18 protein-coding genes are annotated in these 22,371 nt (G+C 72.2%); 13 read left to right on the top strand and 5 right to left on the bottom strand.

Annotated elements, in window-relative coordinates; translation table 11 throughout:
- Positions 1-133 precede the first annotated feature (133 nt).
- From ABZ493_RS10210 to ABZ493_RS10220, 3 genes are all read right to left on the bottom strand, one after another.
- The gene (locus ABZ493_RS10210) at positions 134-2,026 is read right to left on the bottom strand and encodes a right-handed parallel beta-helix repeat-containing protein (RefSeq protein ID WP_430582057.1); all 1,893 of its coding nucleotides are present in this window, start codon (positions 2,024-2,026) and stop codon (positions 134-136) included.
- Between the two features lie 59 nt (positions 2,027-2,085).
- The gene (locus ABZ493_RS10215; RefSeq protein ID WP_430582058.1) at positions 2,086-4,521 is read right to left on the bottom strand and encodes a glycoside hydrolase family 95 protein; all 2,436 of its coding nucleotides are present in this window, start codon (positions 4,519-4,521) and stop codon (positions 2,086-2,088) included.
- 316 nt (positions 4,522-4,837) lie between these two features.
- A complete protein-coding gene (locus ABZ493_RS10220; RefSeq protein WP_430582059.1) occupies positions 4,838-5,575 on the bottom strand; it encodes an FCD domain-containing protein in 738 nt (245 codons plus the stop codon).
- 202 nt (positions 5,576-5,777) lie between these two features.
- On the opposite strand from ABZ493_RS10220, the gene ABZ493_RS10225 reads away from it, so the two are divergent.
- From ABZ493_RS10225 to rbsD, 9 genes are all read left to right on the top strand, one after another.
- On the top strand, positions 5,778-6,932 hold the full coding sequence (locus tag ABZ493_RS10225) for a mandelate racemase/muconate lactonizing enzyme family protein (protein WP_430582060.1): 1,155 nt from the start codon (positions 5,778-5,780) through the stop codon (positions 6,930-6,932).
- Positions 6,929-7,948, top strand: coding sequence for a hydroxyacid dehydrogenase (locus ABZ493_RS10230; protein WP_430582061.1), 1,020 nt, complete (start codon positions 6,929-6,931; stop codon positions 7,946-7,948). Before ABZ493_RS10225 ends, ABZ493_RS10230 begins: the two co-directional genes overlap by 4 nt.
- On the top strand, positions 7,945-9,474 hold the full coding sequence (locus tag ABZ493_RS10235; RefSeq protein ID WP_430582062.1) for a hypothetical protein: 1,530 nt from the start codon (positions 7,945-7,947) through the stop codon (positions 9,472-9,474). The genes ABZ493_RS10230 and ABZ493_RS10235 overlap by 4 nt, the downstream gene beginning before the upstream one ends.
- 89 nt (positions 9,475-9,563) lie before the next feature.
- Positions 9,564-10,841 carry an extracellular solute-binding protein gene (locus ABZ493_RS10240; protein ID WP_430582063.1) on the top strand — a complete coding sequence of 426 codons (1,278 nt, stop codon included), beginning with the start codon at positions 9,564-9,566 and terminating at the stop codon, positions 10,839-10,841.
- 25 nt (positions 10,842-10,866) lie between these two features.
- Positions 10,867-11,760: a sugar ABC transporter permease gene (locus tag ABZ493_RS10245; RefSeq protein WP_430582064.1), complete on the top strand. Its 894-nt coding sequence runs from the start codon at positions 10,867-10,869 to the stop codon at positions 11,758-11,760.
- Positions 11,757-12,611 (top strand): carbohydrate ABC transporter permease, encoded by an 855-nt coding sequence (locus ABZ493_RS10250; protein ID WP_430582065.1) that lies wholly within the window; start codon positions 11,757-11,759, stop codon positions 12,609-12,611. Before ABZ493_RS10245 ends, ABZ493_RS10250 begins: the two co-directional genes overlap by 4 nt.
- A gap of 31 nt (positions 12,612-12,642) precedes the next feature.
- Positions 12,643-13,347 carry a deoxyribose-phosphate aldolase gene (gene deoC, locus ABZ493_RS10255; protein ID WP_430582066.1) on the top strand — a complete coding sequence of 235 codons (705 nt, stop codon included), beginning with the start codon at positions 12,643-12,645 and terminating at the stop codon, positions 13,345-13,347.
- An 80-nt stretch (positions 13,348-13,427) separates the two neighbouring features.
- Positions 13,428-14,390, top strand: a complete 963-nt coding sequence (locus ABZ493_RS10260; RefSeq protein ID WP_430582067.1) for a ribokinase — start codon at positions 13,428-13,430, stop codon at positions 14,388-14,390.
- Positions 14,387-14,884, top strand: a complete 498-nt coding sequence (rbsD, locus tag ABZ493_RS10265; protein WP_430582068.1) for a D-ribose pyranase — start codon at positions 14,387-14,389, stop codon at positions 14,882-14,884. Before ABZ493_RS10260 ends, rbsD begins: the two co-directional genes overlap by 4 nt.
- Positions 14,885-14,946: 62 nt before the next feature.
- Here the strand turns inward: rbsD and ABZ493_RS10270 are convergent, their stop codons facing one another.
- On the bottom strand, positions 14,947-15,618 hold the full coding sequence (locus ABZ493_RS10270; protein WP_430582069.1) for a DUF4287 domain-containing protein: 672 nt from the start codon (positions 15,616-15,618) through the stop codon (positions 14,947-14,949).
- A gap of 252 nt (positions 15,619-15,870) precedes the next feature.
- Here ABZ493_RS10270 and ABZ493_RS10275 point away from each other — a divergent pair, with 252 nt between their 5' ends.
- Complete coding sequence (locus tag ABZ493_RS10275; protein WP_430582070.1) at positions 15,871-17,523, top strand: DHA2 family efflux MFS transporter permease subunit; 1,653 nt, start codon at positions 15,871-15,873, stop codon at positions 17,521-17,523.
- Between the two features lie 80 nt (positions 17,524-17,603).
- On the opposite strand, the gene ABZ493_RS10280 is transcribed toward ABZ493_RS10275, so the two are convergent.
- Complete coding sequence (locus tag ABZ493_RS10280) at positions 17,604-18,965, bottom strand: MFS transporter (RefSeq protein ID WP_430582071.1); 1,362 nt, start codon at positions 18,963-18,965, stop codon at positions 17,604-17,606.
- Between the two features lie 237 nt (positions 18,966-19,202).
- Between ABZ493_RS10280 and murA the strand changes: the two genes are divergently transcribed.
- From murA to ABZ493_RS10295, 3 genes are read left to right on the top strand one after another with little or no spacing between them, the layout of a single operon-like run.
- On the top strand, positions 19,203-20,519 hold the full coding sequence (gene murA / locus ABZ493_RS10285) for a UDP-N-acetylglucosamine 1-carboxyvinyltransferase (RefSeq protein ID WP_430582072.1): 1,317 nt from the start codon (positions 19,203-19,205) through the stop codon (positions 20,517-20,519).
- Between the two features lie 42 nt (positions 20,520-20,561).
- Positions 20,562-21,320: a lysophospholipid acyltransferase family protein gene (locus ABZ493_RS10290; RefSeq protein ID WP_430582073.1), complete on the top strand. Its 759-nt coding sequence runs from the start codon at positions 20,562-20,564 to the stop codon at positions 21,318-21,320.
- Positions 21,317-22,366: an NAD(P)H-dependent glycerol-3-phosphate dehydrogenase gene (locus ABZ493_RS10295; RefSeq protein ID WP_430582074.1), complete on the top strand. Its 1,050-nt coding sequence runs from the start codon at positions 21,317-21,319 to the stop codon at positions 22,364-22,366. Before ABZ493_RS10290 ends, ABZ493_RS10295 begins: the two co-directional genes overlap by 4 nt.
- Positions 22,367-22,371 lie beyond the last annotated feature (5 nt).

The raw sequence follows: 22,371 nt of genomic DNA on the forward strand, positions 1-22,371 counted from the left end.
GCCCCCCGGTGTTGTTTCTTACCACTCTCTGCCAATTCGGCCCCGGCGGGGGGGGGGGGGGGGGGGGGGGGGGGGGTGGGGGGGGGGGGGGGGGGCCCCCCCCCGGCGGGGGGGCGCCCCACGGCTCCGGGTCCTACTCGACGTCGAAGGGGAACTCGTCGGTGACGCCGATCTGGTCGTACTGCATCTGGGAGGCGTCGAAGCCGTCCTCCCAGTTGCCGTTGGTGACCTCGTTGCACTGGTAGGACTGGTAGGACTGGTCGGTGGTCTTGCCGACCTCGATGTTGGAGAAGGCGAAGCCGCAGCCCCCGGCGTCCATGTGGATGCCGCGGGTGCCGGAGTCCGGCATCGCGCCGGCCGGGTCGGGGATGACGTCGCCGATGACCATCTGGTCGACGGTGTTCTGGATCGGGTGCGGCTCCTGGTTCGCGACGCCGTAGGTGTAGAAGGCGCCCATGTCGCCGGAGTCGAGGCCGACCTCGTCGATGCGGATGTACTTGAAGGTGTTGTTGTCGGTGTACTGGTCGCCGTCGACCACCTCGGGACGCGACTCGAGGCTGATGCCGTAGCGCGCCGAGTGCTTGACGTTGATGTGCTCGACGGTGTTGTCGCCGGTGTCCATCAGCTCGATGCCGGCGGCGTCGCCGGGCACGAGCTCGCCCACGTGGTCGATGTACAGGTTGCGGAAGGTGTGGCCGTGGGAGAGGTCGCCCTCGCCGGGCCAGCCGCCCTCGATCTTGACGCCGTCGGCGCCCAGGTTCTCCAGGAGCGAGTCCTGGACGGTGAGGCCGTCGTTGGCGAACAGGGCGTAGACGCCGGTGAAGCCCGTGTCCTGGACGTGCATGCCCGTGAGGGTGATGTCGCTCGTGTTCTCCAGGGTGATCGCGCCGAAGCGGTTGCGGGGCATCTCGATCTGCCGGTCGTACTGGGGGTACTTGTGGGGTTCGCCGGAGTCGCCCGCGCTGACCCAGCCGGCGCGGTACCACTCGACGAAGTCGGAGTACTGCACGCCGATGCCGTCGAAGGTGATGTCGTGCGCCCGTGTCTCGGCGTCGGCCCCCTTGACGTCGATGACCCGGTCCACGGTGGGCTTCATGATCGTGACGTCGGCGATGTCGCCGCGCGGCTTGTAGTAGAGGTCGCCGGAGTCGCGGTCGATGTAGTACTCGCCGGCCTTGTCGAGCAGCGGCAGCGCGTTCTGGAGGAAGTACCGCGAGCCGCTGCGCGAGTTCATGAGCGCGTACCGCGGCCAGTACTTGAACGTCGTGAAGTTCTTGCGGTAGTCGGCGCCGCCGATCGGGATGGTGTCCGTGAACCAGCTCCAGGAGCCGCCCGACCACACGGTGAGCTGGGCGTCCTTGAGCGGGTTGCTCTCGGGGGTGTCGTCCCAGGCGGGGTCCCAGTCGCCGTCCTTCCAGTACAGCCACTCACGGACGCCCTCCTTCTCCGGCTCGCCCAGCACGGAGAAGAGGTACGGCGCCTGGGTGTCCTCCGACGTCCGGTTGGGGTGCCGGGCGAGCTCGGAGCGCTCGCCGTCCTCGAACAGCGTGTAGAACTGGTCGTCCGGGTCCACCTGGGTCTTGTAGATGCCGTCCTGGTAGAGCTCCCAGCCGGTGACGGGCTCGGCACCGACGAGGTTGGCCTTGCCGGGGCCGTCGGCGGACCGGTAGATCACCTGGTGGCCGTTGTTGCCCGAGTCCTTGTCGGTGAACTCGATGGTCTCGTCGACGGGGTAGTCGCCCTCGGCCAGGTTCACGGTGATGTCGCACCGCATCTTGCGCTCGTGGTTGAGCCCGAGGTCCTGGATGTGCTCGCGGGCCTTGTCGAGGGTGGCCCACGGCCTGCGCTCGGTGCCGTTGCCGCGGTCGTCGTCCCCGTCGGGGGAGACGTAGAGCTGCGGGCACCTGCCGCCGCTCTGGGAGCTTGCGGCGTACGGGTCGAAGGCCGTGGCCCCGACCCCGACGGCCGCGACCGCGCTGACCGCGACGACCGCCGCCGTGCCGGTCCTGATCCATCGTCTGGACATCGGTGTCCTCTTCTCGTGAGTGGTGCGGGTGGGTGGCTGGTGGATGGCTGCCGGGTGGTTCAGGCCGCCGGCTGGACGACGTAGGTGGCTCCGCGCCGCGTCTCGAACACGGCGAGCCCGTCCTGGGGTCGTTCGACGGCGACCGGGCCGCCCGGCCCGACGACGCGCACGGGCGCGTCGGTGCGCAGGCGGACCGTGCGGCCGAGCAGCGAGCGCACACGCGCGTGCTGCAGCCGGTGGGCGCACCACGTCATCGTGATCTCGAAGCCCCCGCGGGTGCGCAGGCCGCGCACGCGCCCCTCGGGCCACGCCTCGGGGAGGCACGGCAACAGCCAGACCTCGCCGGAGTGGGACTGCAGGAGCATCTCGTTGATCGCCGACGTGCCGCCGAAGTTCCCGTCGATCTGGAACGGCGGGTGCAGGTCGAACAGGTTGGGCGCCGTCCGGCCGGGGGAGAGCAGCTGCGTGAGGTGCGTGTACGCGCCGTCGCGCTGGAGGAGCCGGGCGCGGATGTTCATCTTCCAGGCCAGGGACCAGCCGGCGGTCACGGCCGGGCCGCGCAGCTCGAGCGACCGGTCGGCCGCGGCGGCGAGCTCCGGCGTCCGGCGCGGCGTGATCTGGTCGCTCGGGAACACGCCCCACAGGTGCGAGACGTGGCGGCTGGTCTCGGTGGCCGCGTCCTCCCAGTCGATCAGCCATTCCTGGAGCTGGCCGAGGTAGCCGACCTGGTTCGGCGGCAGCTTGTCGCGCGCGGCGAGGGCCGCCACGGCGGTCTCGCGGTCGAGGCCGAGCTCCCGCGACGCGTTGTCGAACGCGGTGAACAGGTCGCGCAGGATCTGGCAGTCCATCGTGGGCCCGGCGCAGAGGCTCACGCCCTCGTCGTCGTCCTCGTGGTGCTTGAGCTCGGGGGAGTGCGACGGGCTCGTGACCAGGTAGCCGGTCGCGTCGTCGACGACGAGCGTGTCGAGGAAGAACTCCACGGCGCCGCGCAGCACGGGGAAGTACTCGCGCAGGGTGTCGAGGTCGCCGGTGTACTCGTAGTGCTCCCAGAAGAGCAGCGAGAGCCACGCGCCGCCGGTGGGCCACACCCCGTAGAAGGCGTGGTCGACAGGGGCGGTCCCGCGCCACAGGTCGGTGTTGTGGTGCGCCACCCAGCCCCGGGCGCCCCACATCGTCCGCGCCGTCCGCGCCCCCGACTCCGCGAGCTCCTCGATCATCGCGAACAGGGGCCGCCAGCACTCCGCGAGGTTCGACGGGCCCGCGGGCCAGTAGTTCATCTCGCAGTTGATGTTGAGCGTGTACTTCGACTGCCAGGCGGGCAGCATCTCCGCGTTCCAGAGTCCCTGCAGGTTGGCCGGCTGGCCCGGCGTGCGCGAGCTCGAGATCAGGAGGTACCGGCCGAACTGGTAGTACAGGGCGGCCAGCTGCGGGTCGCCGCCCGCGCGGAACGCCGCCACCCGTTCGTCGGTCGGCAGGTCGACGGACGACGACGTGCCGAGGTCGAGGTCCACGCGCCCGAACAGCTCCTGGTGGTCGCGCACGTGCGAGCGGCGCAGGACGCCGAAGCCGCTGACGCTCGCCCGCTCGAGGGGCGGTGCCGCCTGCTGGAGCGGGTCGCCCCCGACGTCGAGGTAGCTGCGGTGGCTGGTGCCGATCGTGACGAGCAGCGTGACCGCGTCGGCGCCCCGCACCCGCAGCGACGTCTCGTCGCACACCACCGAGCCGCCCTCGGTGACGGCCCGCGCCAGGGCGACGAAGCGCACCTCGCCCTCGAGGCCCTCGGCCTCGCCGGAGCGCCCCTCGAGGGCGAGGGTCCGGCCGTCGTGCGCCAGGGTGGTCGTCTCCTGGAGCGAGGTGAACGAGGCGTCGACCGAGACCGCGCCCGGCACGTCCGTGCGCAGCCGCACGACGATCGCCTGGTCGGCGTGGCTGACGAACACCTCGCGGGTGTGCCGCACGCCGTCGGCGACGAACGTCGTGGTGGTCACCGCCGTGGTGAGGTCGAGCGAGCGGCGGTACTCCGCGACGTCGTCGGTCAGCCCGGGGAAGGCGAGGTGCAGGTCGCCGACGGGCTGGTACTGCATCTGCTCCGTCGGCCGGCCCATGAAGCGCGCGTCGGCGAGCCGCTGGGCGTCCGCCCAGCGCTCCTCGGTGAGCAGCCGCCGGATCTCCGGCAGGGCCTCGGCGCCAGCGGGGTCGGCATAGTCGTGCGGGCCGCCCGCCCAGACCGTGTCCTCGTTGAGCATGAGCGTCTCGGCCGCGACGCCGCCGAAGACCATGGCGCCGAGCCGGCCGTTCCCGACCGCGAGGGCCTCCAGCCACGCCGCCGCGGGCCGGGCGTACCAGAGCTCCAGCGGGCGGGTCGCGGCATCCTCCGGCGCCGCGTCGCCGGCGGCCACGGCCGTGCCGGCGCGCGCGCCGCCCGCCAGCACGACCGCTCCGGCCGCCGCGGCGCCGGACGATCTCAGCAGGTCTCGTCGGGTGAACGAGGTCATCGCATCCACATCCCTCTCGTCGTCCGTCTCGTCGTCCGTCTCGTCGTCGAGGCCACGAAAGGTCGAACGGCCGCCCGCGCTGTCGGGCGTCGTCGCCTCCGGAACCGGAACTGCAGGTTGTCGCTGGGGTGCTGCCGCGGCCGGTGGAGGCCGGGCAGCTCTGCCCCGCCGTCCGCGCGTCCCGAGGCGCTCAGGGATGCGGTGCCGCGATGGATCGAATGTAGTACATCACATGTAGTACAAGTCAACAGGTCGAGAAGAGACCCGGCGCCCCGGACGGCGGTGACGCCGCCGGGAGGGCCGGGCCCCGGGTCGGCTATTCCTGGGGGCGGCGGCGAGCCCAGGACGACGTGATGTGGTCGCGCATCGCGGCGTCGGCGGCGTCGGCGTCGCCGGCGGCGAGCGCCTCCAGAATCCGGGTGTGCCCCTCGTGCGTGGAACGGACGTCGTCGACGCTCGGGGTGCCGCTGTACTGCGGCGAGTGCAGCGCCTTGCCCTGGACGCTGGAGACGATCGCGCGGCCGAACGCGTCGCGGGAGGCGCGGTGGATCAGCTCGTGGAACTCGAGGTCGACACGCGCGTACGCGGTCGGGTCGTCGACGAGGTCCGCGAGCTCGTCGAGCTTGGCGGCGAGCGTGGCCCGCTGCTCGGCGTCGAGCAGGCCGGCCGCGCGCCGGGCCATCGCGCACTCCAGGGTGGTGCGGATCTCGATGAGGTTGTCGAGGTAGACGAGGCGGTCCTCGCGCTGGAAGAGCGCGTCGAGGACGAGCGGGTCGAGCAGGCTCCACTGGTCCTGGTCGAGCACGATCGTGCCCCAGCCCTGGCGGGACGCGACGAGGCCCTTCTCCACCAGGGCGGTGGTGGCCTCGCGGATCACCGTGCGGCTGACCTCGTACTGTTCGCAGAGGGCGCCCGCCGGGGGGAGGGCGCTGCCCGGGGGGTGCTCGCCGACGACGATCGCCGTGACCAGGCTCTTCACCACGGCGGCGGCGAGCGGCGGGCGGTGTCGTTGGGGGCGGGGCACCGCTCCGGCGGTCGAGGGCGTCGTTGTCATGTCGTCCGGGCTCCGTTCTGCGTCGCGGCCTGCGCTGACGGCCACCCCGAGCGTAGCGGGTGCTTGCATACTCATCACTCGTATCATAAGTTATGACTCAGCCGACAGGCTCGACGAGGCGCTGGCACCCAGCCGCTGCACCTCCCACGACCCGGCCTCGAGACGCGCGCCGACGGCGGCGCGCGCGGATCAGGAGCAGCGGATGCGCATCACGGGATACCGGACCCTCACCACCGTCCACCGATGGGGGCGTCCGGTGGGCGACGTCAACGGCGTCGTCGCGGACGGGGTGACCGAGGTGCCGGTCGTGCTCCTCGAGACGGACGCCGGCGTCACCGGCGTCGGTCTCGGGGCGAGCGGCAACCTGGACCTGGTCTTCGGCGCCCTGGAGGGGCAGGACCCGCGGGCGGTGACCGCGCTCTACGACCGGATGCTCGCGTTCGTCTTCAAGTCCGGGCACGCGGGCAGCACGTTCGGCACGATCGGCGCGTTCGACATGGCGCTGTGGGACCTCAAGGCGAAGCTCGCCGACGAGCCCCTGTGGCGCACCCTCGGGGCGGCCGACCGGTTCGTGCCCGGCTACGCGTCCGGGCTGGAGTACGCGCTGCCGGACGACGCGCTCGTCGAGCTCTACGAGCCGTGGGCCGAGCGCGGCTTCACCGGCGCCAAGGTCAAGGGCGGCCTCGACGTCGATCGCGACGTCAAGCGGCTCGCCATCGTCCGCGACGTCCTGCGCGAGAACACCGATCACCCCGACCTCATGTACGACGTCAACGAGGCGTGGGGGCGCCACCAGGCGGTCCGGTTCGCCCGCCGTGTCGAGGACCAGGTCGACATCATGTGGATCGAGGAGCCCGTGCGCCGGTGGGACGTCGCCGGGCACCGGGCCGTCGCCTCCGAGCTGCGCGCGGCGGTCGCCACGGGGGAGAACCTCACGGGCCTGGAGCAGTACGGACCGCTGCTCGACCGCGACGCCGTGGGCGTCGTGCAGGCGGGCAGCGTCTGGGGCGTCACCCACTTCCTGCGGGTCTCCGTGCTGGCACTCGGGCGGGACCTGCCGGTCAGCCCCGTCGGCTACAACGCCAACCCCGTCGCCCACGCGTCCGCCGCGGTGCCCAACCACCTGGTCACCGAGGTGCAGGACCTGTCGTGGCCCGTGGGGCTGCGCGTGGACCAGGAGATCCAGGACGGCGGGATCGTGCTGGGCGACGCGCCCGGCCTCGGCATCGAGGTCGACGAGGAACTCATCGCCACCAACCGCGAGTCCGGCACCTGGGCGGTGCCGTCGGGTCCGCACGTGCGGCCTGCCGACGCCGGCCTGCGCCTCGCGCGCCGCCGTGCGGGCGAGCAGCCGTGAGCGCGACCTCCGGGCGCGCCGCGGACCGGCCGCGCGCCGTGCTGGCGTTCGACCCGCCCGCGCTCGTCGAGCGGATCTTCGGGGCGGACGGCCTCGAGCGCCTGCGCGCGGTCGTCGACCTCGACCCGGAGGTCGTCGTCGAGCACGGGTCGGGGGCCGCGCGCCGCCGGCTCGCCGACGCCGAGCTGCTGGTCGCCGGCTGGGGCGCCCCGGCCCTGCCGACCGAGCTCCTGCCGCGGCTGCGGGCCGTCGCCTACGCGGGCGGCGTCGCGCGCACGTGCCTCGCCGACCCGGCGATGCTCGCGGCGCGCGGCGTGACGGCGTCGAACGCCCGGGCCGCCAACGCCGTGCCGGTCGCCGAGTACGCGCTGGCGATGATCCTGCTCGCGAACAAGAAGGTGCACGCGGCCGAGCGGGCCTACCGCGAGCGCCGGGCGGCCCCGGGCGCCGACCGCCTCCTGGCCGGTGCGGGCAACTACCGCCGGACCGTGGGGGTCGTCGGGGCGTCGCTGGTCGGGCGCCGTGTCGTCGAGCTGCTGCGGCCCTTCGACCTCGACGTGCTGCTGTACTCCCCGGAGCTGGCGCCCGGCCCGGTGCCCGGCCTGCCCGGCGCGCTGGCGGCGGGCCTCGACGAGGTCGCTGCGCGCAGCGACGTCCTGTCCCTGCACCAGCCGCTCACCCCCGAGACCGCGGGGCAGATCGACGCGCGGGTCCTCGCCCTGATGCCCGACGGCGCCACCCTCGTCAACACCGCCCGCGGCGGCGTCGTCGACGGCGAGGCGCTGCTCGCCGAGCTGCGCACGGGGCGGATCGACGCCGTGCTCGACGTCACCGACCCCGAGCCGCCCCCGCCGGACAGCGAGCTGTGGAGCCTGCCGAACGTGGTGCTCACCCCGCACCTCGCGGGCTCCACGGGCACGGAGCTGCGCCGGATCGGCGACTCCGTCGTGGCGGAGGTCGAGCGGTTCGCCCACGGCCTGCCGTTCGCGCACCCGGAGGAGCTGGTGGCGTCGTGACGGCCGACGTGCGCGAGGATGCCACCCGCAAGGACGCCATCCGCAGCAACGAGGCAGGAGGACGCATGGCCGCAGGACAGGCAGGACCCGACGTCGCGGCGCTCGCGCGCTGGATGCGCACGTGGGTGGGCGACGAGGGGCAGATCCGGGGCTTCCACAACCACAGCGTGTGGGGCACGAACCCGGCGACGTTCGTCGACTTCACCAGCGGCCACCAGGCGTTCTCCGCCCCGGCGACCGCGGCGTTCGGCGAGGTGCTCGCGCGGTACCCCGACGACCGCGGGCTCGACCTGTGGCGCCGGATGATGCTCTTCCAGGCGCGGACCGTGCAGGACGACGGGCAGTTCCGCCACATCGGGTTCCAGGTGGGGGAGTCGGCCACCGCGGGCCTGATCCACAACATGGTGGGCTGCCTCGGGCTGCTGGAGGGCCTGCGGCACGCGGGCCACCTGCTGCCCGACGACGAGTGCGTGGAGGTCCTGGCGGCCGTGCGGCGCGACCTCGACGCGTGCCGCGTCTACGGCGGCGGGCGGCCCACCCCCGACGGCACGGTGAACCAGGAGTACGCGCGGGTCTGGGCCAAGCTGCGGTACGAGGAGCTGAGCGGCGACGACGTCTACGCCGCCGAGCTCGAGGACGACCTCGACGCCCTGGTGCGCCTCAGCCACGTGCGCGGGGTGCCCGACGGCGAGTCCGTGGGCGTCTTCCGCCAGCCGACCGACCGCGAGGGCGGCGGCATCCTCGAGCCCGCCGAGTACTACGGGCTCATGGTGGTGCCGCTCGTCCTGGGCGCGCGCCGGTTCGGCCGGCCCGACCTCCTCGAGGAGGCGGTGGCGATCTGCCGGCACGTCGCGCGCTCCGCCTGGGTGGACGACGCGGGCTGCACGCGGTTCCACCGCTACTGGTACGTGCGGGGCGACACGCACCTGCTCTCGACCACGCCGATGCTGGTCGCGGGGATGGGGCTGAGCCTGTACGGCATCGAGGAGGTGCTCGCCGGCGTCGACGTGCCCGAGCTGGGCGAGTTCCGCGACGCGTGCCTGCGGACCTACGCGCACTACCAGTCGCCCGCCGGCCCGTTCGTCTCGGCCACGGGCTGGCACCACGAGGCCGACGTCGCGCCGAGCACCGCCTGGCACGCGCACGACCTGCTCTTCCTCGCCCGCCACGCGCTGGCCCGGGGCGACGTCGACGCGACGTTCTGGGACGCCGTGCTCGCGGACCCCGACCGGCAGGCGGTGATCCTGTCGGACCGGGCGTTCTGGGCCGAGGACGGCGTGCACTGGTGCATCCTCAGCCCGTACACGGCCGGGGACCTCAGCATCTTCGGCCGCAAGGACCGGGACACGTTCGCGCGGTCGTTCTTCGCCTGGACGGACAAGGAGCCGCTGCCGGCGGAGCTCGAGTACCCCGGGGCGCCGGCGTTCTTCGTCGCGGACGAGGGCATCTTCCGGGTCGACGACTCGGACCGGCCCACGGACGTGACCGTGGTCGGCCCCGTCCCGTTCCGAGGTCGCCTCGACTAGGGACTGGTGGCGCGCCACCTCTCACATGTAGCATGTATGACAAGTGGTCCTCGTCTTCGAGGACGACGCACCCACCCAGGGAGACAACGATGTCAGCAAGGTTTCGGCGCGGGGCGATCGGCGCCTCCGCGCTCGGGCTCGTACCCGTCCTCGCCCTCACGGCCTGCAGCTCCGGCGACGGCGGCGGCAGTTCGGGCGGCGGCGACCAGGTGCGGATGCTCGTGAACATCACCGACAACCTCACGCAGGCGAAGTGGGACGAGCTCGTCGCCCCCTTCGAGGAGGAGACGGGGATCGACGTCAAGATCGAGGGGCCCAGCGGCCAGTCGGTCGCCGAGACGTTCCCGACGCAGCTCGCGGCCGGCACGGCGCCCGACGTCATCCAGTCGATCTTCCCGACCGAGGACACGGCGCCCGAGATCCTCGACCTGTCGGACCACGACTGGGCGCAGGACACCCCGATGGCCGACCTGTACGCCACGGACGGCGCCATCAACGTGGTGGGCGTGGGCATGCAGGCCCAGTCGCTCCTGTACTACAACAAGGACCTCTTCGAGAAGGCCGGCATCACGGAGCCCCCTGCCACCTGGGAGGACATGGACGCCGCCCTGAAGGCCCTGCAGGACGAGGGCGTGAAGAAGCCGGTCGGGTTCGCCTCCGAGTGGGCCACCGGCGTCCAGGTGCAGGAGATCTGGCACCCGCAGCAGAACCTCACCACCCCCGGGTGGCAGCAGGCCGTGGCCGGCGGGTCCTCGACCCTCGGCGACCAGTTCCAGCCGATGTTCGAGCACGTGGCCGACTGGATCGACGCCGGCTACACGACCGCCGACGACGTGGCCACGGACAGCGGCACGCAGGAGGCGAACTTCATCGCCGGCGACGTCGGGATCTACCCGATGGGCTCGTGGTTCACCACGACGCTCGCGGCATCACCGCCCGAGTTCGAGGTCGGGATCTTCGCACCGCCCGTCGACGACGCCGCCGACCTGCCCGCGCCGATGGGCGCCACGATGGCGTTCCCGTACATGGTGTGGAACGGGACGCAGGCCAAGGACGCCGCCACGCAGCTGGTGGAATACCTCGTGACGGACGAGGACGCCATCGCCGCCCAGGCGGAGATGGACAACTTCAACCGCGAGGGCCTGGACACGAGCGCGAACGAGTACGCGGGGCAGGTCCAGGAGCTGCTCGACGCCGCGCCCTCGTTCGTGGTGCCCGGCAACCAGACGGTGGGCGACTTCGCGCTGCCGGTCGCCGGGTTCAACGAGAAGTTCACCGAGGTCGCGCAGGGGCTGTGGCAGGGCACGTCGCCCGCGGACGCCGCCGGCCAGCTCACGGCCTGGTACGACGCGGAGGCAGCGGGCTGACATGGCTCGAGCGAGGACGGCACGCGTGCTGGGGAGAAGGAGCGCGCTGGGCCGGGGCCTGATGACGGTCCCGGCGGCGCTGGTCTACATCGGTCTCATGGTGGTGCCGGTCGGGTACGCCGTCTACTACTCGTTCACCGAGTACAACGGCATCCCGAGCCAGGCGCCGGAGTGGGTCGGGCTGGAGAACTACACGCGGATCTTCACCGACCCGACGGGCGACATGCACTCGTCGCTGTGGGTCACCGGGATCATCGCGGTGGTGGGGGCGTTCGGCGTCAACGCGATCGCGCTGGGCCTGGCGCTCATGCTGCGGCGGACCACGCCGTTCACCGCGTTCGCGCGGGCCGTGATGTTCTACCCGCACGTGCTGTCGGCCCTCATCGTGGGCTTCCTGTGGCAGGCGATCCTCGGTCCGCAGGGCGCGGTGAACAACCTGCTCACCGGGTCGGGCCGGTCGGCCCTGCCGTTCCTGTCCGACCCGGACTGGGCGCTCGCGACGATGATCGCCGTGATCGTGTGGGCCCAGCTCGGCGTCCAGCTCGTGCTGTACCTGGCCGGCCTGCAGGCCGTGCCGGCGGACCTCCAGGAGGCGGCGACGCTCGACGGCGCCGGCCGCGTCCAGGTGTTCCAGCACGTCACGTGGCCGGCGCTCGCGCCCACCGTGACGGTGACGATCGTGACGTCGGTGCTGTCGCTGCTCAAGGTCTACGAGGTCGTCCTCGGCCTGACCAACGGCGGCCCGGGCGACGCGACGCAGACCTGGGCCTACGAGATCCTCGCCGTGTCCTTCGCCAACAACAAGGTGGGGCTGGCGTGCGCGCAGGCCATGCTGCTCATCGTCGTCGCCGGGATCCTGTCGTTCACGATCATCGCGCTGCGCAGGCGCGCCGAAGAAGGAGCGGAGGCGCTGTCATGAGCCTGTCCGGGAGCCGTTCGGCGCGCACGCGCACGACCCTGCGGAACGGGGCGATCGCCCTCCTGTCGGTCGCGATGCTCGTCCCGCTGTACATCGTCGTCGTCAACGCGTTCAAGCCGCAGCAGGAGATCCTGCTGTCGCCGCTCGGGTTCGACCCGGCCACGGCCACGACCCAGTTCCTGCAGGACGCGTGGACCAACCCCAACTTCCCGGTGGTCTCCGGCTACGCGGTGACGCTGTTCCTCGTCGTCGCGTGCAACGTCGTCGCGATCGGGGTCTCCGTCCCCACGGCGTACGTCATCGCCCGGACCCCGACGGTCCTGTTCCGGGTGCTGCTGATGTTCTTCGTCGCCGGCATGTTCATCCCGGCGCAGATCATCCTGGTGCCCGCGATCTTCGTCCTGAAGGCGCTGCACCTCATGGGGACCCTGCCGGGGCTGGTGCTCTTCATGTCGTCGACGATGATCCCGTTCACCCTGTTCATCTTCACCGGGTACATCCGCATGCTGCCGCGCTCGCTCGACGAGGCGGCGGCGATCGACGGCGCGAGCCAGCAGCGCGTGGTGTGGCGGATCGTGTTCCCGCTCATGAAGCCGATCGTCGCGACGGCGTTCATCCTCAACGCGCTCAGCGCGTGGAACGACTTCGTCAGCCCCCAGCTCATCCTCGGGCCCGGGTCGTCGTTCCGGACCATCACCACCGGCGTGTACGCGGCCGTGTCCTCGTACACCACCAACTACGAGATCGTCTTCCCCACCCTGCTGCTGGCGGTGGTGCCGATCCTGCTCATCTTCGTCCTCATGCAGCGGCACGTCATGAGCGGCCTGTCCGCCGGCGCGGTCAAGGGCTGACCCGCGCACCCCACCTGGCTAGGAGAACCGCATGACCCTCGACTTCACCGACCCGACGCAGGTCGCCCGCGCGATCCAGTACACCAACGTCAACCCCGACCTCACGCGGGACGGCGTGACGAAGCACCTCGAGACGTGCGCCGCCTACGGCTTCGACGCGGCGATGATCGCCCCGTACTGGGTGCCGCTGGCGAAGGACGTGCTCGCGGGCACCGGCGTCAAGGTCGCCTCGACGCTCAACTTCCCCATGGCGAACGACACCCCCGAGATGCGCCTCGCCGCGCTGCGCGCCCTCGTCGCGACGGGGGTGGACGAGTTCGACTTCCCGCCGCACCCGGGCCTGCTGCTCGGCGGCGACGAGGACCTGTACGCCCGCGACATCGAGGACGTCGTGCGGCTCGCGCACGCCGAGGGTGTGGCCGTGAAGGTGATGCTCGAGTTCGGCTTCCTACCCACCGACGACCTCAAGGTCCGCGCGACGCGGATCGCGTACGAGGCCGGCGTCGACTGGGTGAAGCAGTCCTCCGGCTGGGGCAAGGGCGGCCTGGAGGCCACCGAGCACGACGTCCGCCTGCTCGCCGAGAACGTCGAGCCGCCCTGCCGGGTCAAGGTGTCCGGCAAGGTCAACTCGCTGGAGAAGATGCAGCGCCTGTTCGAGGCGGGCGCCGAGCTGGTCGGCACCAGCTCCGGGCCGGCCATCGTCGACGGGCTCGTCGGCGACCCGGACGCCTACTGACCGGACGCCTACTGACCGGACGCCTGCTGACCGGACCGGACGTGCGGCAGGCCGCACGACGCGCGACACGAAGGGGAGCGATGAGGCTCACGGTGGTGGGGAGCTATGCCAAGGCTCTCGTGATGACGGTCGACCGGCTGCCCGAGGCGGGGGAGACCCTGCTCGGGCGCGAGTACCGCGAGACGTACGGGGGCAAGGGCTCCGACATGGCCGTCCAGGCGGCCCGGCTCGGCGCCGACGTCGCCTACGTCGGGGCCGTGGGCGACGACGCGCACGGCGCGGAGTTCCGCGCCCTCATGGCGGCCGAGGGGGTCGACGACACCCGGGTGACCGTCGACCCGACGGCGCCGACGGGGGTCGGGTTCATCGTCAAGGACACCGCGGGGCGCAACCTCATCGTCGTCGACAAGGGCGCCAACGACCAGCTGCTGCCCGACGTGCTGGACGCGTCGGCCGACGCGCTGCGCGGAGCCGACGTCGTCCTGACCCAGCTCGAGATCCCGCTCGGCTCGGCGCTGCACGCGCTGGGCGTCGCGCGGCATGCCGGCGTCACGACGATGCTCAACCCGGCACCGGCCGTGGACCTGCGCGGGGCGGACCTCTCAGCCGTGGACGTGCTCACGCCGAACGAGCACGAGGCCCGGGTCGCGCTCGGCCTGCCGCCCGGCGACCCGACCGCGGTCGAGGAGCTCGCCCGGCGGCTGCTCGCGCTCGGGCCGCGCGCCGTCGTCGTCACGCGCGGGGAGGACGGGGCGCTCGTGGCGGACGCCACGGGCACGACGGCCGTGCCGACCGCCGCGGTCGACGTCGTCGACTCCAACGGCGCGGGCGACAGCTTCAACGCGGCGCTCGCCGTCGCGCTCGGGGAGGGGCGCGACCTACGGTGCGCCGCCGCCTTCGCCGGCGTCGTGGCGGCGCTGTGCTGCGAGCACTGGGAGACGGTGCCGTCCTACCGGACGCGCGCCGAGGTCGAGGAGTTCCTCGCCACCACGAAGGCCACCACGAAGGCCACCACGAAGGCCACGATGAAGGAGAGGGCATGAGAAGCGGACGGATCCTGCACCCCGGGCTGGCCGGGGCGCTCGCCACGCTGGGGCACACCGACGTCGTGCTGGTGACCGACGCCGGGTTCCCGATCCCGCAGGACGCGCACCGGGTCGACCTCGCGCTGACGCGCGGGCACCTCGACGTGCGGACGATCCTGCGGGTTCTGCTGGAGGAGGTCTTCGTCGAGGAGGTGCACATGGCCGGCGAGGTGCGGACGCACCACCCCCGCCTCTACGGCGACGTGCAGGACCTCTTCACCGGCTCGGGCGCCACGTTCCGTGGCACGACCCACGAGCACCTCATCGAGCACTGGGCGCCCCGCGCCAAGGTCGTGGTGCGCTCCGGCTCGTTCGAGCCCTGGGCGAACTTCGCGCTCGTGGCGTCGACCGCGCCGTTCGAGTGGTTCGCCGACGACGACGTGACGATCCTGCCGGAGTACGTCGAGCGGCGGCGGCTGATCACCGAGGGCGTGCGACCCGAGCTCGGGTAGCACGCCCCCGGGCTCCGGCGTGGCACGGAGCAAGGCCGGTCCGAGACCGGCCGGGGCGATCGTCAGGCGTCCTCGAGGGCCGTCAGCCAGTCGGCCCAGAACGCTTTCCACAGCTCGGCCTCGGCCGCGGAGCCCAGCCGCTCGTGGGTCACGGTGAGCCGCAGCCGGGAGCCGGCCGGGTCCAGCGAGAACATCGCGACGCCGTGCGCGCCGTCGTCGTCGGACACGCCGAACCGCGGGCTCCTCACGCCCGGCCGGGAGCGGGGCGTGAGCGTCAGACCGGGCACCAGGTCGGCGCGGCCCGCGTCGTCGTCGAGGAGGGCGCGCAGCTCGCCCGGGTCGAGGTCGAGCAGCCGCGACCGGCTGACGGAGAACGTGCCGTCCGGGCGCTGGCCCGGCACGCGCAGGCCGGTGATGCGCTCGTAGCCGACGGTGACGGACTGCGCCCACCAGCCGGAGACGCCGTGCTCGCCCGCGACCCAGGCGGCGATGGCCGTGTGCCCGGCGTCGCGGCCCGGCCCGGCGTCGACGAGCGCGACCCACTCGTCCCAGCCGCGGCCGGTGCTCTCGCGGATCGCCTCCTCGGAGACGTCGGGCTCCGACACCCAGGCGCGCGCGCCGGTCGGAGGTGGCGCGGCCTGGGCGAGGAGGGTGCGGCGCGCGGCGCCGTACTTCTCGCCGGTGGTGGCCATGCGCGCGCGGACGCGCTTCTTGAACGACTCCTGCGTGGTCATGAGGACTCCAGCGTGCTCGCTCGGTGCGCCACCCGCGGCTCGCGCCCGCCGGCAGGCACCGGTGAACACGGTGTCCTGACCGCGTCGAGCACGCGAGGTCCCCTCTGCCCCCACCGCTCGCGCGGTCCCGGCGGCGCGAGCGCCGGTCCGGGGGTCGGGCGGGACGCGCCGCCCTGCGGACCAGCGTAGAGGCCCGCCCCGGCCGCCGCACGATGCCGCGCGCGCGTCGGTGGCGCGTGCCACGCTCGTCGCATGTCCACCTCTCCCGGGCGCGCCCCGGTGACCCCGCTCGTCGACCTGCACGGCAGGTCCGCGTGGAGCGTGCTGCCGCCGCTCATCCTCGGCTTCTTCATGATCATGGTCGACACGACCATCGTGAACATCGCCATCCCCACCCTGACCGAGCAGTTCTCCGCGTCCCTCATCGAGGTCGGCTGGGTCAACAGCGCGTACCTGCTGTCGTACGCGGTGCTCATGCTCCTCGCCGGTCGGCTCGGCGACCGGTACGGGCAGAAGGCGGTCTTCATCGCCGGCCTGATCGTGTTCACGACGTTCTCGTTCCTGTGCGGCTTCTCCGGCAACATCGGCTCGGAGCCCGAGATCGGCTGGCTCATCGGTTTCCGCGTCGTGCAGGGCGTGGGCGCGGCGATGATGACGCCGCAGACGATGTCGATGATCACGCGCGTCTTCCCTCCCACGCAGCGCGGCGCGGCGATGGGGCTGTGGGGCGCGACGGCGGGCGTCGCGACGCTCGTCGGCCCGCTGCTCGGCGGCATCTTCGTCGAGACGATCGGCTGGGAGTGGATCTTCTACGTCAACATCCCGGTGGGCGTGGCGGCGCTGTGGTTCTCGGTCGCGCGGCTGCCGCACCTGCCGTCGCACGGCACCACGATGGACCCGCTCGGCGTGGTGCTGTCCGTGCTGGGCGTCGGGGCCGTCGTCTTCGGCCTCCAGGAGGGCGAGAACTTCGACTGGGGCCACATCTGGGGGCCGTTCTCCGTGTGGTCCGTGGTCGGCGTCGGCGTGCTCGTCCTCGCGGTCTTCGTGTGGTGGCAGCACCGGCAGGGCCCGCGCGCGCTGCTGCCGCTGCGACTGTTCCGCTCGCGCAACTTCTCGCTCGCGAACGTGGACGGCATGGTCGTCACGTTCGCGATGATCGGGATCTTCTTCCCGCTGACGATCTTCCTGCAGTCGATCCTCGGCCTGACGCCCATCAACGCCGCGCTCGTGATGATGCCGGGCTCGCTGGTGTCCGGCGTCGTCGCGCCGTTCGCGGGCCGGCTGTCCGACCGGGTGCCGGCCAAGTGGGTGGTCGCGGCCGGGTTCACGGCCATCGCGGGGGCGGTGCTGTGGCTCGCCGCGGTGCTCGACCCCGACCTGTCCCCGTTCGCGCTGCTGTGGCCCATGGCGCTGTTCGGCGTCGGCACCGGCCTCACGTTCTCGCCGCTCTCGAACCTGGCGACGTCGGGGCTCGACGCGCGCACGGCCGGCGCGGGCGCGGGCGCGTTCAACACCACCCGCCAGGTGGGCGGCGTCATCGGGTCCGCGGTCGTGGTCGCGACCCTCTCGGCGCGCCTCGGCGTCACCGTCCCCGCGGCCGCGCAGGACGCCGCCGCGCAGCTGCCCGAGCAGTACCGCCAGGCGTTCGTCGACGGCATCTCGCAGGCGAGCGGCAGCCTCGGCACGACGGCGGTGGGGTCGGTGCAGCTGCCCGACTCGGTGCCCGCCTCGGTCGCCGAGCAGGTGGGGGCGGCGGCCCAGCAGGCGTTCTTCGCGGGCTTCGCCGACGCCGCGGCACAGACGCTGCTGCTGGTGGGCGTGGTGCTCGTCGTCGGCGTGCTCTGCGCGGCAGCCATGTCGCCCGTGCAGCACCGCGAGCACGAGGCGGTTCCCGCAGCGGACTGAGCGCACACGGGTCAGACACGACGGCGCCGCTCCTCCGGGTGGGGGAGCGGCGCCGTCGTTCGTGCGGGTGGTGGTCGCCGTCAGGCGCGGATGTCCCCGCTGAAGTCGACGTCCCGGGTCTCCTTCTGCAGCCAGAGCGCGACGAACGTGATCGCGGCCATCACCGTGAGGTAGACGCCCACCAGCACGGGGGACTCTGCGGCCTCCCACAGCCACACCGCGACGAACGGCGCGACGGCGGCGCCGAGGATCGACGCGAGGTTGTACGCGACCGAGGCGCCCGTGTAGCGCACGTTCGCGGGGAACAGCTCGGGCAGCAGCGCCGCCATCGGGCCGAAGGTCAGGCCCATGAGGGTGAAGCCGAGGATGAGCAGCGACTGCACGCCGATGGTGCCCCCGGCGAAGAGGGGCACGAACAGCAGCCCGAAGACGGCGATGCCCCCGGTCACGACGAGCAGCATCGACCGCCGGCCGTACTTCTCGGCCAGGGGCCCGGACGCCAGTGTGAAGAGGCCGAAGAAGATGCAGCCCACGATGAGCATCCAGAGGAAGTCGATCTTCTCGTAGCCCAGGCCGGCGGGGGAGCCGTCGGTAGGGGAGGTGGCCGCGACGCCGTAGTTCAGCGTGAACGTCGTCATCAGGTAGAACAGCCCGTACGTGGCGAGCATGATGAACGTGCCCGAGACGATCTTGCGCCACGAGGTGCGGAAGACCTCGGCCACCGGCACCTTCGCCACGGCCTCGGCCTCGACGACCTTGGTGAACGCGGGCGTCTCGATCAGCTTGAGGCGCACCCACAGGCCGACGATGACGAGCACCGAGCTGGCGAGGAAGGGCACGCGCCAGCCCCACGAGGTGAACTGCGCGTCGGTCAGGGTCTGCGACAGCCCGATGAAGACGAGGTTGGCCAGGATGAAGCCGATCGGCGCGCCGAGCTGCGGGAACGTGCCCCAGATCGCGCGCTTGCCGGCCGGGGCGTTCTCGGTGGCCAGCAGGGCTGCGCCGCCCCACTCGCCGCCGAGGCCGAGGCCCTGGCAGAACCGGCACAGCACCAGGACGAGCGGCGCGAGCACGGCCCAGCCCGGGGTCGTGGCGGCGGGGATGACGCCGATGACCACGGTGGCGATGCCCATCGTGAGGAGCGACGCGACGAGCGTCGTCTTGCGGCCGACCCGGTCGCCGAAGTGCCCGAAGAGCACGGACCCGAGGGGGCGGGCGACGAACGCGACGCCGAACGCGGCGAACGACGCGAGGAGCGCCGTCGTGCCGTCCTGGTTCGGGAAGAACAGCGCGGGGAACACGAGGGACGCCGCGGTCGCGTATGCGTAGAAGTCGTAGAACTCGATGGAGGTGCCGATGAGCGACGCGACGATGACGCGGCCGCGCGAGTTGACGGCCGGCGTCGGCGTGCTGGGGGCGCCCGACGTGACGGAGGTGGTCATGGTCGACGACGGTACGACCGGTGTCCCGCATCATGAACAGTTGTCTCAAGATATGAATTGTGCCGCGCTGCGTGCCGGTGCCCGCGGCGTGAAGGTGTGGTGAACGTGAATAAGGCCGCCGCGGCGTGTGTTGGCACCACCGGGCCGGGCGAGGCAGGATCGACGGCGCCGCTGGGACGACACGATCGAGCCATCCCGGCATCACTGCATCCGTAACGACGGGACGAACACGACGACATGAACGATCTGCTGCATGTGAACGGCGGGACACCTCTCGAGGGCACGATCACGGTGCGTGGGGCGAAGAACTTCGTCTCCAAGGCGATGGTGGCGTCGCTGCTGGGTGAGTCGGCGAGCGTCCTGCGGAATGTGCCGCAGATCCGTGACGTGGGCGTGGTCACGGGGTTGCTGGAGCTGCACGGGGTGACGGTGAAGTCGGACCCGGACGCCGGGATCCTGGACCTGGACCCGTCGAACGTGGAGTCGGCGCACGTGGCGGACATCGACGCGCACGCGGGCTCGAGCCGGATCCCGATCCTGTTCTGCGGGCCGTTGCTGCACCGGTTGGGTGAGGCGTTCATCCCTGACCTGGGCGGCTGCCGGATCGGGGACCGGCCGATCAACTACCACCTGGACATCCTGCGCCAGTTCGGTGCTGTGGTGGACAAGATGCCCAACGGCATCCAGCTGCGCGCGCCGCGCCGGTTGCAGGGCACGAAGATCTCGCTGCCGTACCCGTCGGTGGGTGCCACCGAGCAGACGCTGCTGACGGCGGTGCGCGCGGAGGGCATCACCGAGCTCTCGGGTGCGGCGATCGAGCCGGAGATCATGGACCTCATCGCGGTGCTGCAGAAGATGGGCGCGATCATCTCGGTGGACACCGATCGCGTGATCCGCATCGAGGGCGTCGACCGCCTCGAGGGCTACACGCACACGGCGCTGGGCGACCGGATCGAGACGGCGTCGTGGGCGTCTGCGGCGTTGGCCACGGGCGGTGACGTGACGATCAAGGGTGCGACGCAGCCGGAGATGATGACGTTCCTGAACACCTTCCGGAAGGTGGGCGGCCGGTTCGACGTGCAGGAGGACGGGATCCGGTTCTGGCACCCGGGCGGGGACCTGGACCCGATCGTGCTGGAGACGGACGTGCACCCGGGCTTCATGACGGACTGGCAGCAGCCGCTGGTGGTGGCGCTCACCCAGGCCAAGGGGCTGTCGATCGTGCACGAGACGGTGTACGAGAACCGGTTCGGGTTCACGGACGCGCTGCGCAAGATGGGCGCGACGATCCAGGTGTACAAGGAGTGCCTGGGTGGTCGTGACTGCCGGTTCGGGCAGCGCAACTTCCACCACTCGGCCGTGATCTCGGGCCCGACGCCGCTGTCCGCGGCGGACATCGTGGTGCCGGACCTGCGGGGCGGGTTCTCCCACCTCATCGCGGCGCTGGCGGCGAAGGGGACGTCCACGGTCCGCGGGATCAGCCTGATCGACCGCGGGTACGAGTCGTTCCAGGACAAGCTCGTCGCGCTCGGCGCCGACGTCTCCCGCGGCTGAAACGCCTCCGACCGCGGGGGTCGGGAGGTAGGCTCTGGCCCCGTGCCGATCGCCCGACCTGACTCCCGTGGTTACCGCCTCGTCGCGCGCATCGTGCGGCCTCTGCTGTTCTCGATGGTCCGTTACGACTGGGACGGCGGCGCGGAGAACCTGCCCCGCGAGGGCGGGTTCATCGCCGCCGCCAACCACGTCACCGAGTACGACGCCCTGACCCTGGCGCACTACCTCTTCGACAAGGGGTTCGAGCCGCGGATCCTGGCGAAGCGCGGCCTGTTCACCGCGCCGGTGGTCGGGTCGGTGCTGCGTGCGACGCGGATGATCCCGGTGGACCGTGGCACGTCCGCGGCCGCCCGGTCGCTCGAGGACGCGGGCAACCAGCTGGGCAGCGGCGCCTGCGTGGCGATCTTGCCCGAGGGCACGCTCACGCGGGACCCGGACCTGTGGCCGATGGAGGGCAAGACCGGCCTGGCACGGTTGGCCCTCGTCAGCCGACTGCCGGTCGTGCCCGTCGCCCAGTGGGGCGCCCACAAGATCCTGCCGCGGTACGGACGCCTCCCACGCCCGTTCCCGCGCAAGCCCGTGACGATCGTCGCCGGCCCGCCGGTGGACCTCTCCGACCTGTACGACCGGCCGATCGACACGCAGACCCTGCGTGAGGCCACCAACCGCGTCATGGACGCCATCACCGTGCACCTTGCCGAGATCCGCGGCGAGGCGGCCCCGGCCGCCCGCTTCGACCTTCGCAAGCACCCCGAGTACGAACGCAAGCAGACCGTCTACCCGCCCGTGGAGCGCCCATGACGAACCCGACCGCCGTACCGTCGTCCGCCAGGCCGGGCGCGCCGACGCGCGTCGCCGTGCTGGGCTCCGGCTCCTGGGGGACGACGTTCGCGATGGTCCTCGCCGACGCGGGCTGCGACGTCCGGCTGTGGGGCCGGGACGCTGCCGTCGCCGAGGAGGTGACGTCCCGGCACACCAACAGCAAGTACCTGCCCGGCGTCGAGCTGCCCGCGATGGCGGGCACCACCGACGCCGCCGCCGCGCTGGCCGGCGCGGAGATCGTCGTCGTCGCCGTGCCGTCGCAGGTGTCGCGCGCCACGCTCACCGCCCTGCGCGACCTCGTCGAGCCCGACGCCGTGATCGTCTCCCTGATGAAGGGGGTGGAGCTCGGCACCGACGAGCGCATGAGCCAGGTCATCGTCGAGGCGCTCGACGTGCCGCTGTCGCGCGTGGCCGTCGTCTCCGGCCCGAACCTCGCGGCCGAGATCGCCCGCCGCCAGCCCGCGGCGAGCGTGGTGGCGTGCACCGACGAGTCGGTGGCGCGGTTCGTCGCCGACGCCTGCTCGAGCTCCTACTTCCGCCCGTATACCAACGACGACGTGATCGGCGTCGAGCTGTGCGGCGCCGTGAAGAACGTCATCGCGCTGGCCGTCGGCATGGCCCAGGGCCGGGGCTTCGGGTCCAACACGGTCGCGACCGTCATCACCCGCGGGCTGGTCGAGATCACCCGCCTCGGCCTCGAGCTCGGCGCGGACGCCGCGACCTTCGCCGGCCTCGCGGGCATGGGCGACCTGGTGGCGACGTGCACCTCCCCGCTGTCGCGCAACAACACCCTCGGCCACCACATCGGGGAGGGGATGTCGCTGGAGGAGGCCGTCGCGGCCACCGGCACGACGGCGGAGGGCGCCAAGTCCTGCCGCTCCGTGCTCGACCTCGCCGCCAAGCACGGCGTCGACATGCCGATCACGGCCGGGGTCGTGGCGGTGCTCTACGAAGGCCTCCCGGTGGAGGAGATGGCGCGCGGCCTGCTCTCCCGACCGCAGAAGGCCGAGGGCATCGGGGGCTGACAGGC

The sequence above is a fragment of the Isoptericola sp. NPDC019482 genome (genome assembly GCF_040632295.1).
In the GTDB taxonomy this organism is placed as follows: Bacteria; Actinomycetota; Actinomycetes; order Actinomycetales; family Cellulomonadaceae; genus Isoptericola.

What these genes read in the sequence shown, in the direction of transcription:
- ABZ493_RS10210 (WP_430582057.1), bottom strand. Translation starts at nt 2,026, where the DNA reads ATGTCCAGACGATGGATCAGGACCGGCACGGCGGCGGTCGTCGCGGTC.
- ABZ493_RS10215 (WP_430582058.1), bottom strand. Translation starts at nt 4,521, where the DNA reads ATGACCTCGTTCACCCGACGAGACCTGCTGAGATCGTCCGGCGCCGCG.
- ABZ493_RS10220 (WP_430582059.1), bottom strand. Translation starts at nt 5,575, where the DNA reads ATGACAACGACGCCCTCGACCGCCGGAGCGGTGCCCCGCCCCCAACGA.
- ABZ493_RS10225 (WP_430582060.1), top strand. Translation starts at nt 5,778, where the DNA reads ATGCGCATCACGGGATACCGGACCCTCACCACCGTCCACCGATGGGGG.
- ABZ493_RS10240 (WP_430582063.1), top strand. Translation starts at nt 9,564, where the DNA reads ATGTCAGCAAGGTTTCGGCGCGGGGCGATCGGCGCCTCCGCGCTCGGG.
- ABZ493_RS10250 (WP_430582065.1), top strand. Translation starts at nt 11,757, where the DNA reads ATGAGCCTGTCCGGGAGCCGTTCGGCGCGCACGCGCACGACCCTGCGG.
- deoC (WP_430582066.1), top strand. Translation starts at nt 12,643, where the DNA reads ATGACCCTCGACTTCACCGACCCGACGCAGGTCGCCCGCGCGATCCAG.
- ABZ493_RS10260 (WP_430582067.1), top strand. Translation starts at nt 13,428, where the DNA reads ATGAGGCTCACGGTGGTGGGGAGCTATGCCAAGGCTCTCGTGATGACG.
- rbsD (WP_430582068.1), top strand. Translation starts at nt 14,387, where the DNA reads ATGAGAAGCGGACGGATCCTGCACCCCGGGCTGGCCGGGGCGCTCGCC.
- ABZ493_RS10270 (WP_430582069.1), bottom strand. Translation starts at nt 15,618, where the DNA reads ATGACCACGCAGGAGTCGTTCAAGAAGCGCGTCCGCGCGCGCATGGCC.
- ABZ493_RS10275 (WP_430582070.1), top strand. Translation starts at nt 15,871, where the DNA reads ATGTCCACCTCTCCCGGGCGCGCCCCGGTGACCCCGCTCGTCGACCTG.
- ABZ493_RS10280 (WP_430582071.1), bottom strand. Translation starts at nt 18,965, where the DNA reads ATGACCACCTCCGTCACGTCGGGCGCCCCCAGCACGCCGACGCCGGCC.
- murA (WP_430582072.1), top strand. Translation starts at nt 19,203, where the DNA reads ATGAACGATCTGCTGCATGTGAACGGCGGGACACCTCTCGAGGGCACG.
- ABZ493_RS10295 (WP_430582074.1), top strand. Translation starts at nt 21,317, where the DNA reads ATGACGAACCCGACCGCCGTACCGTCGTCCGCCAGGCCGGGCGCGCCG.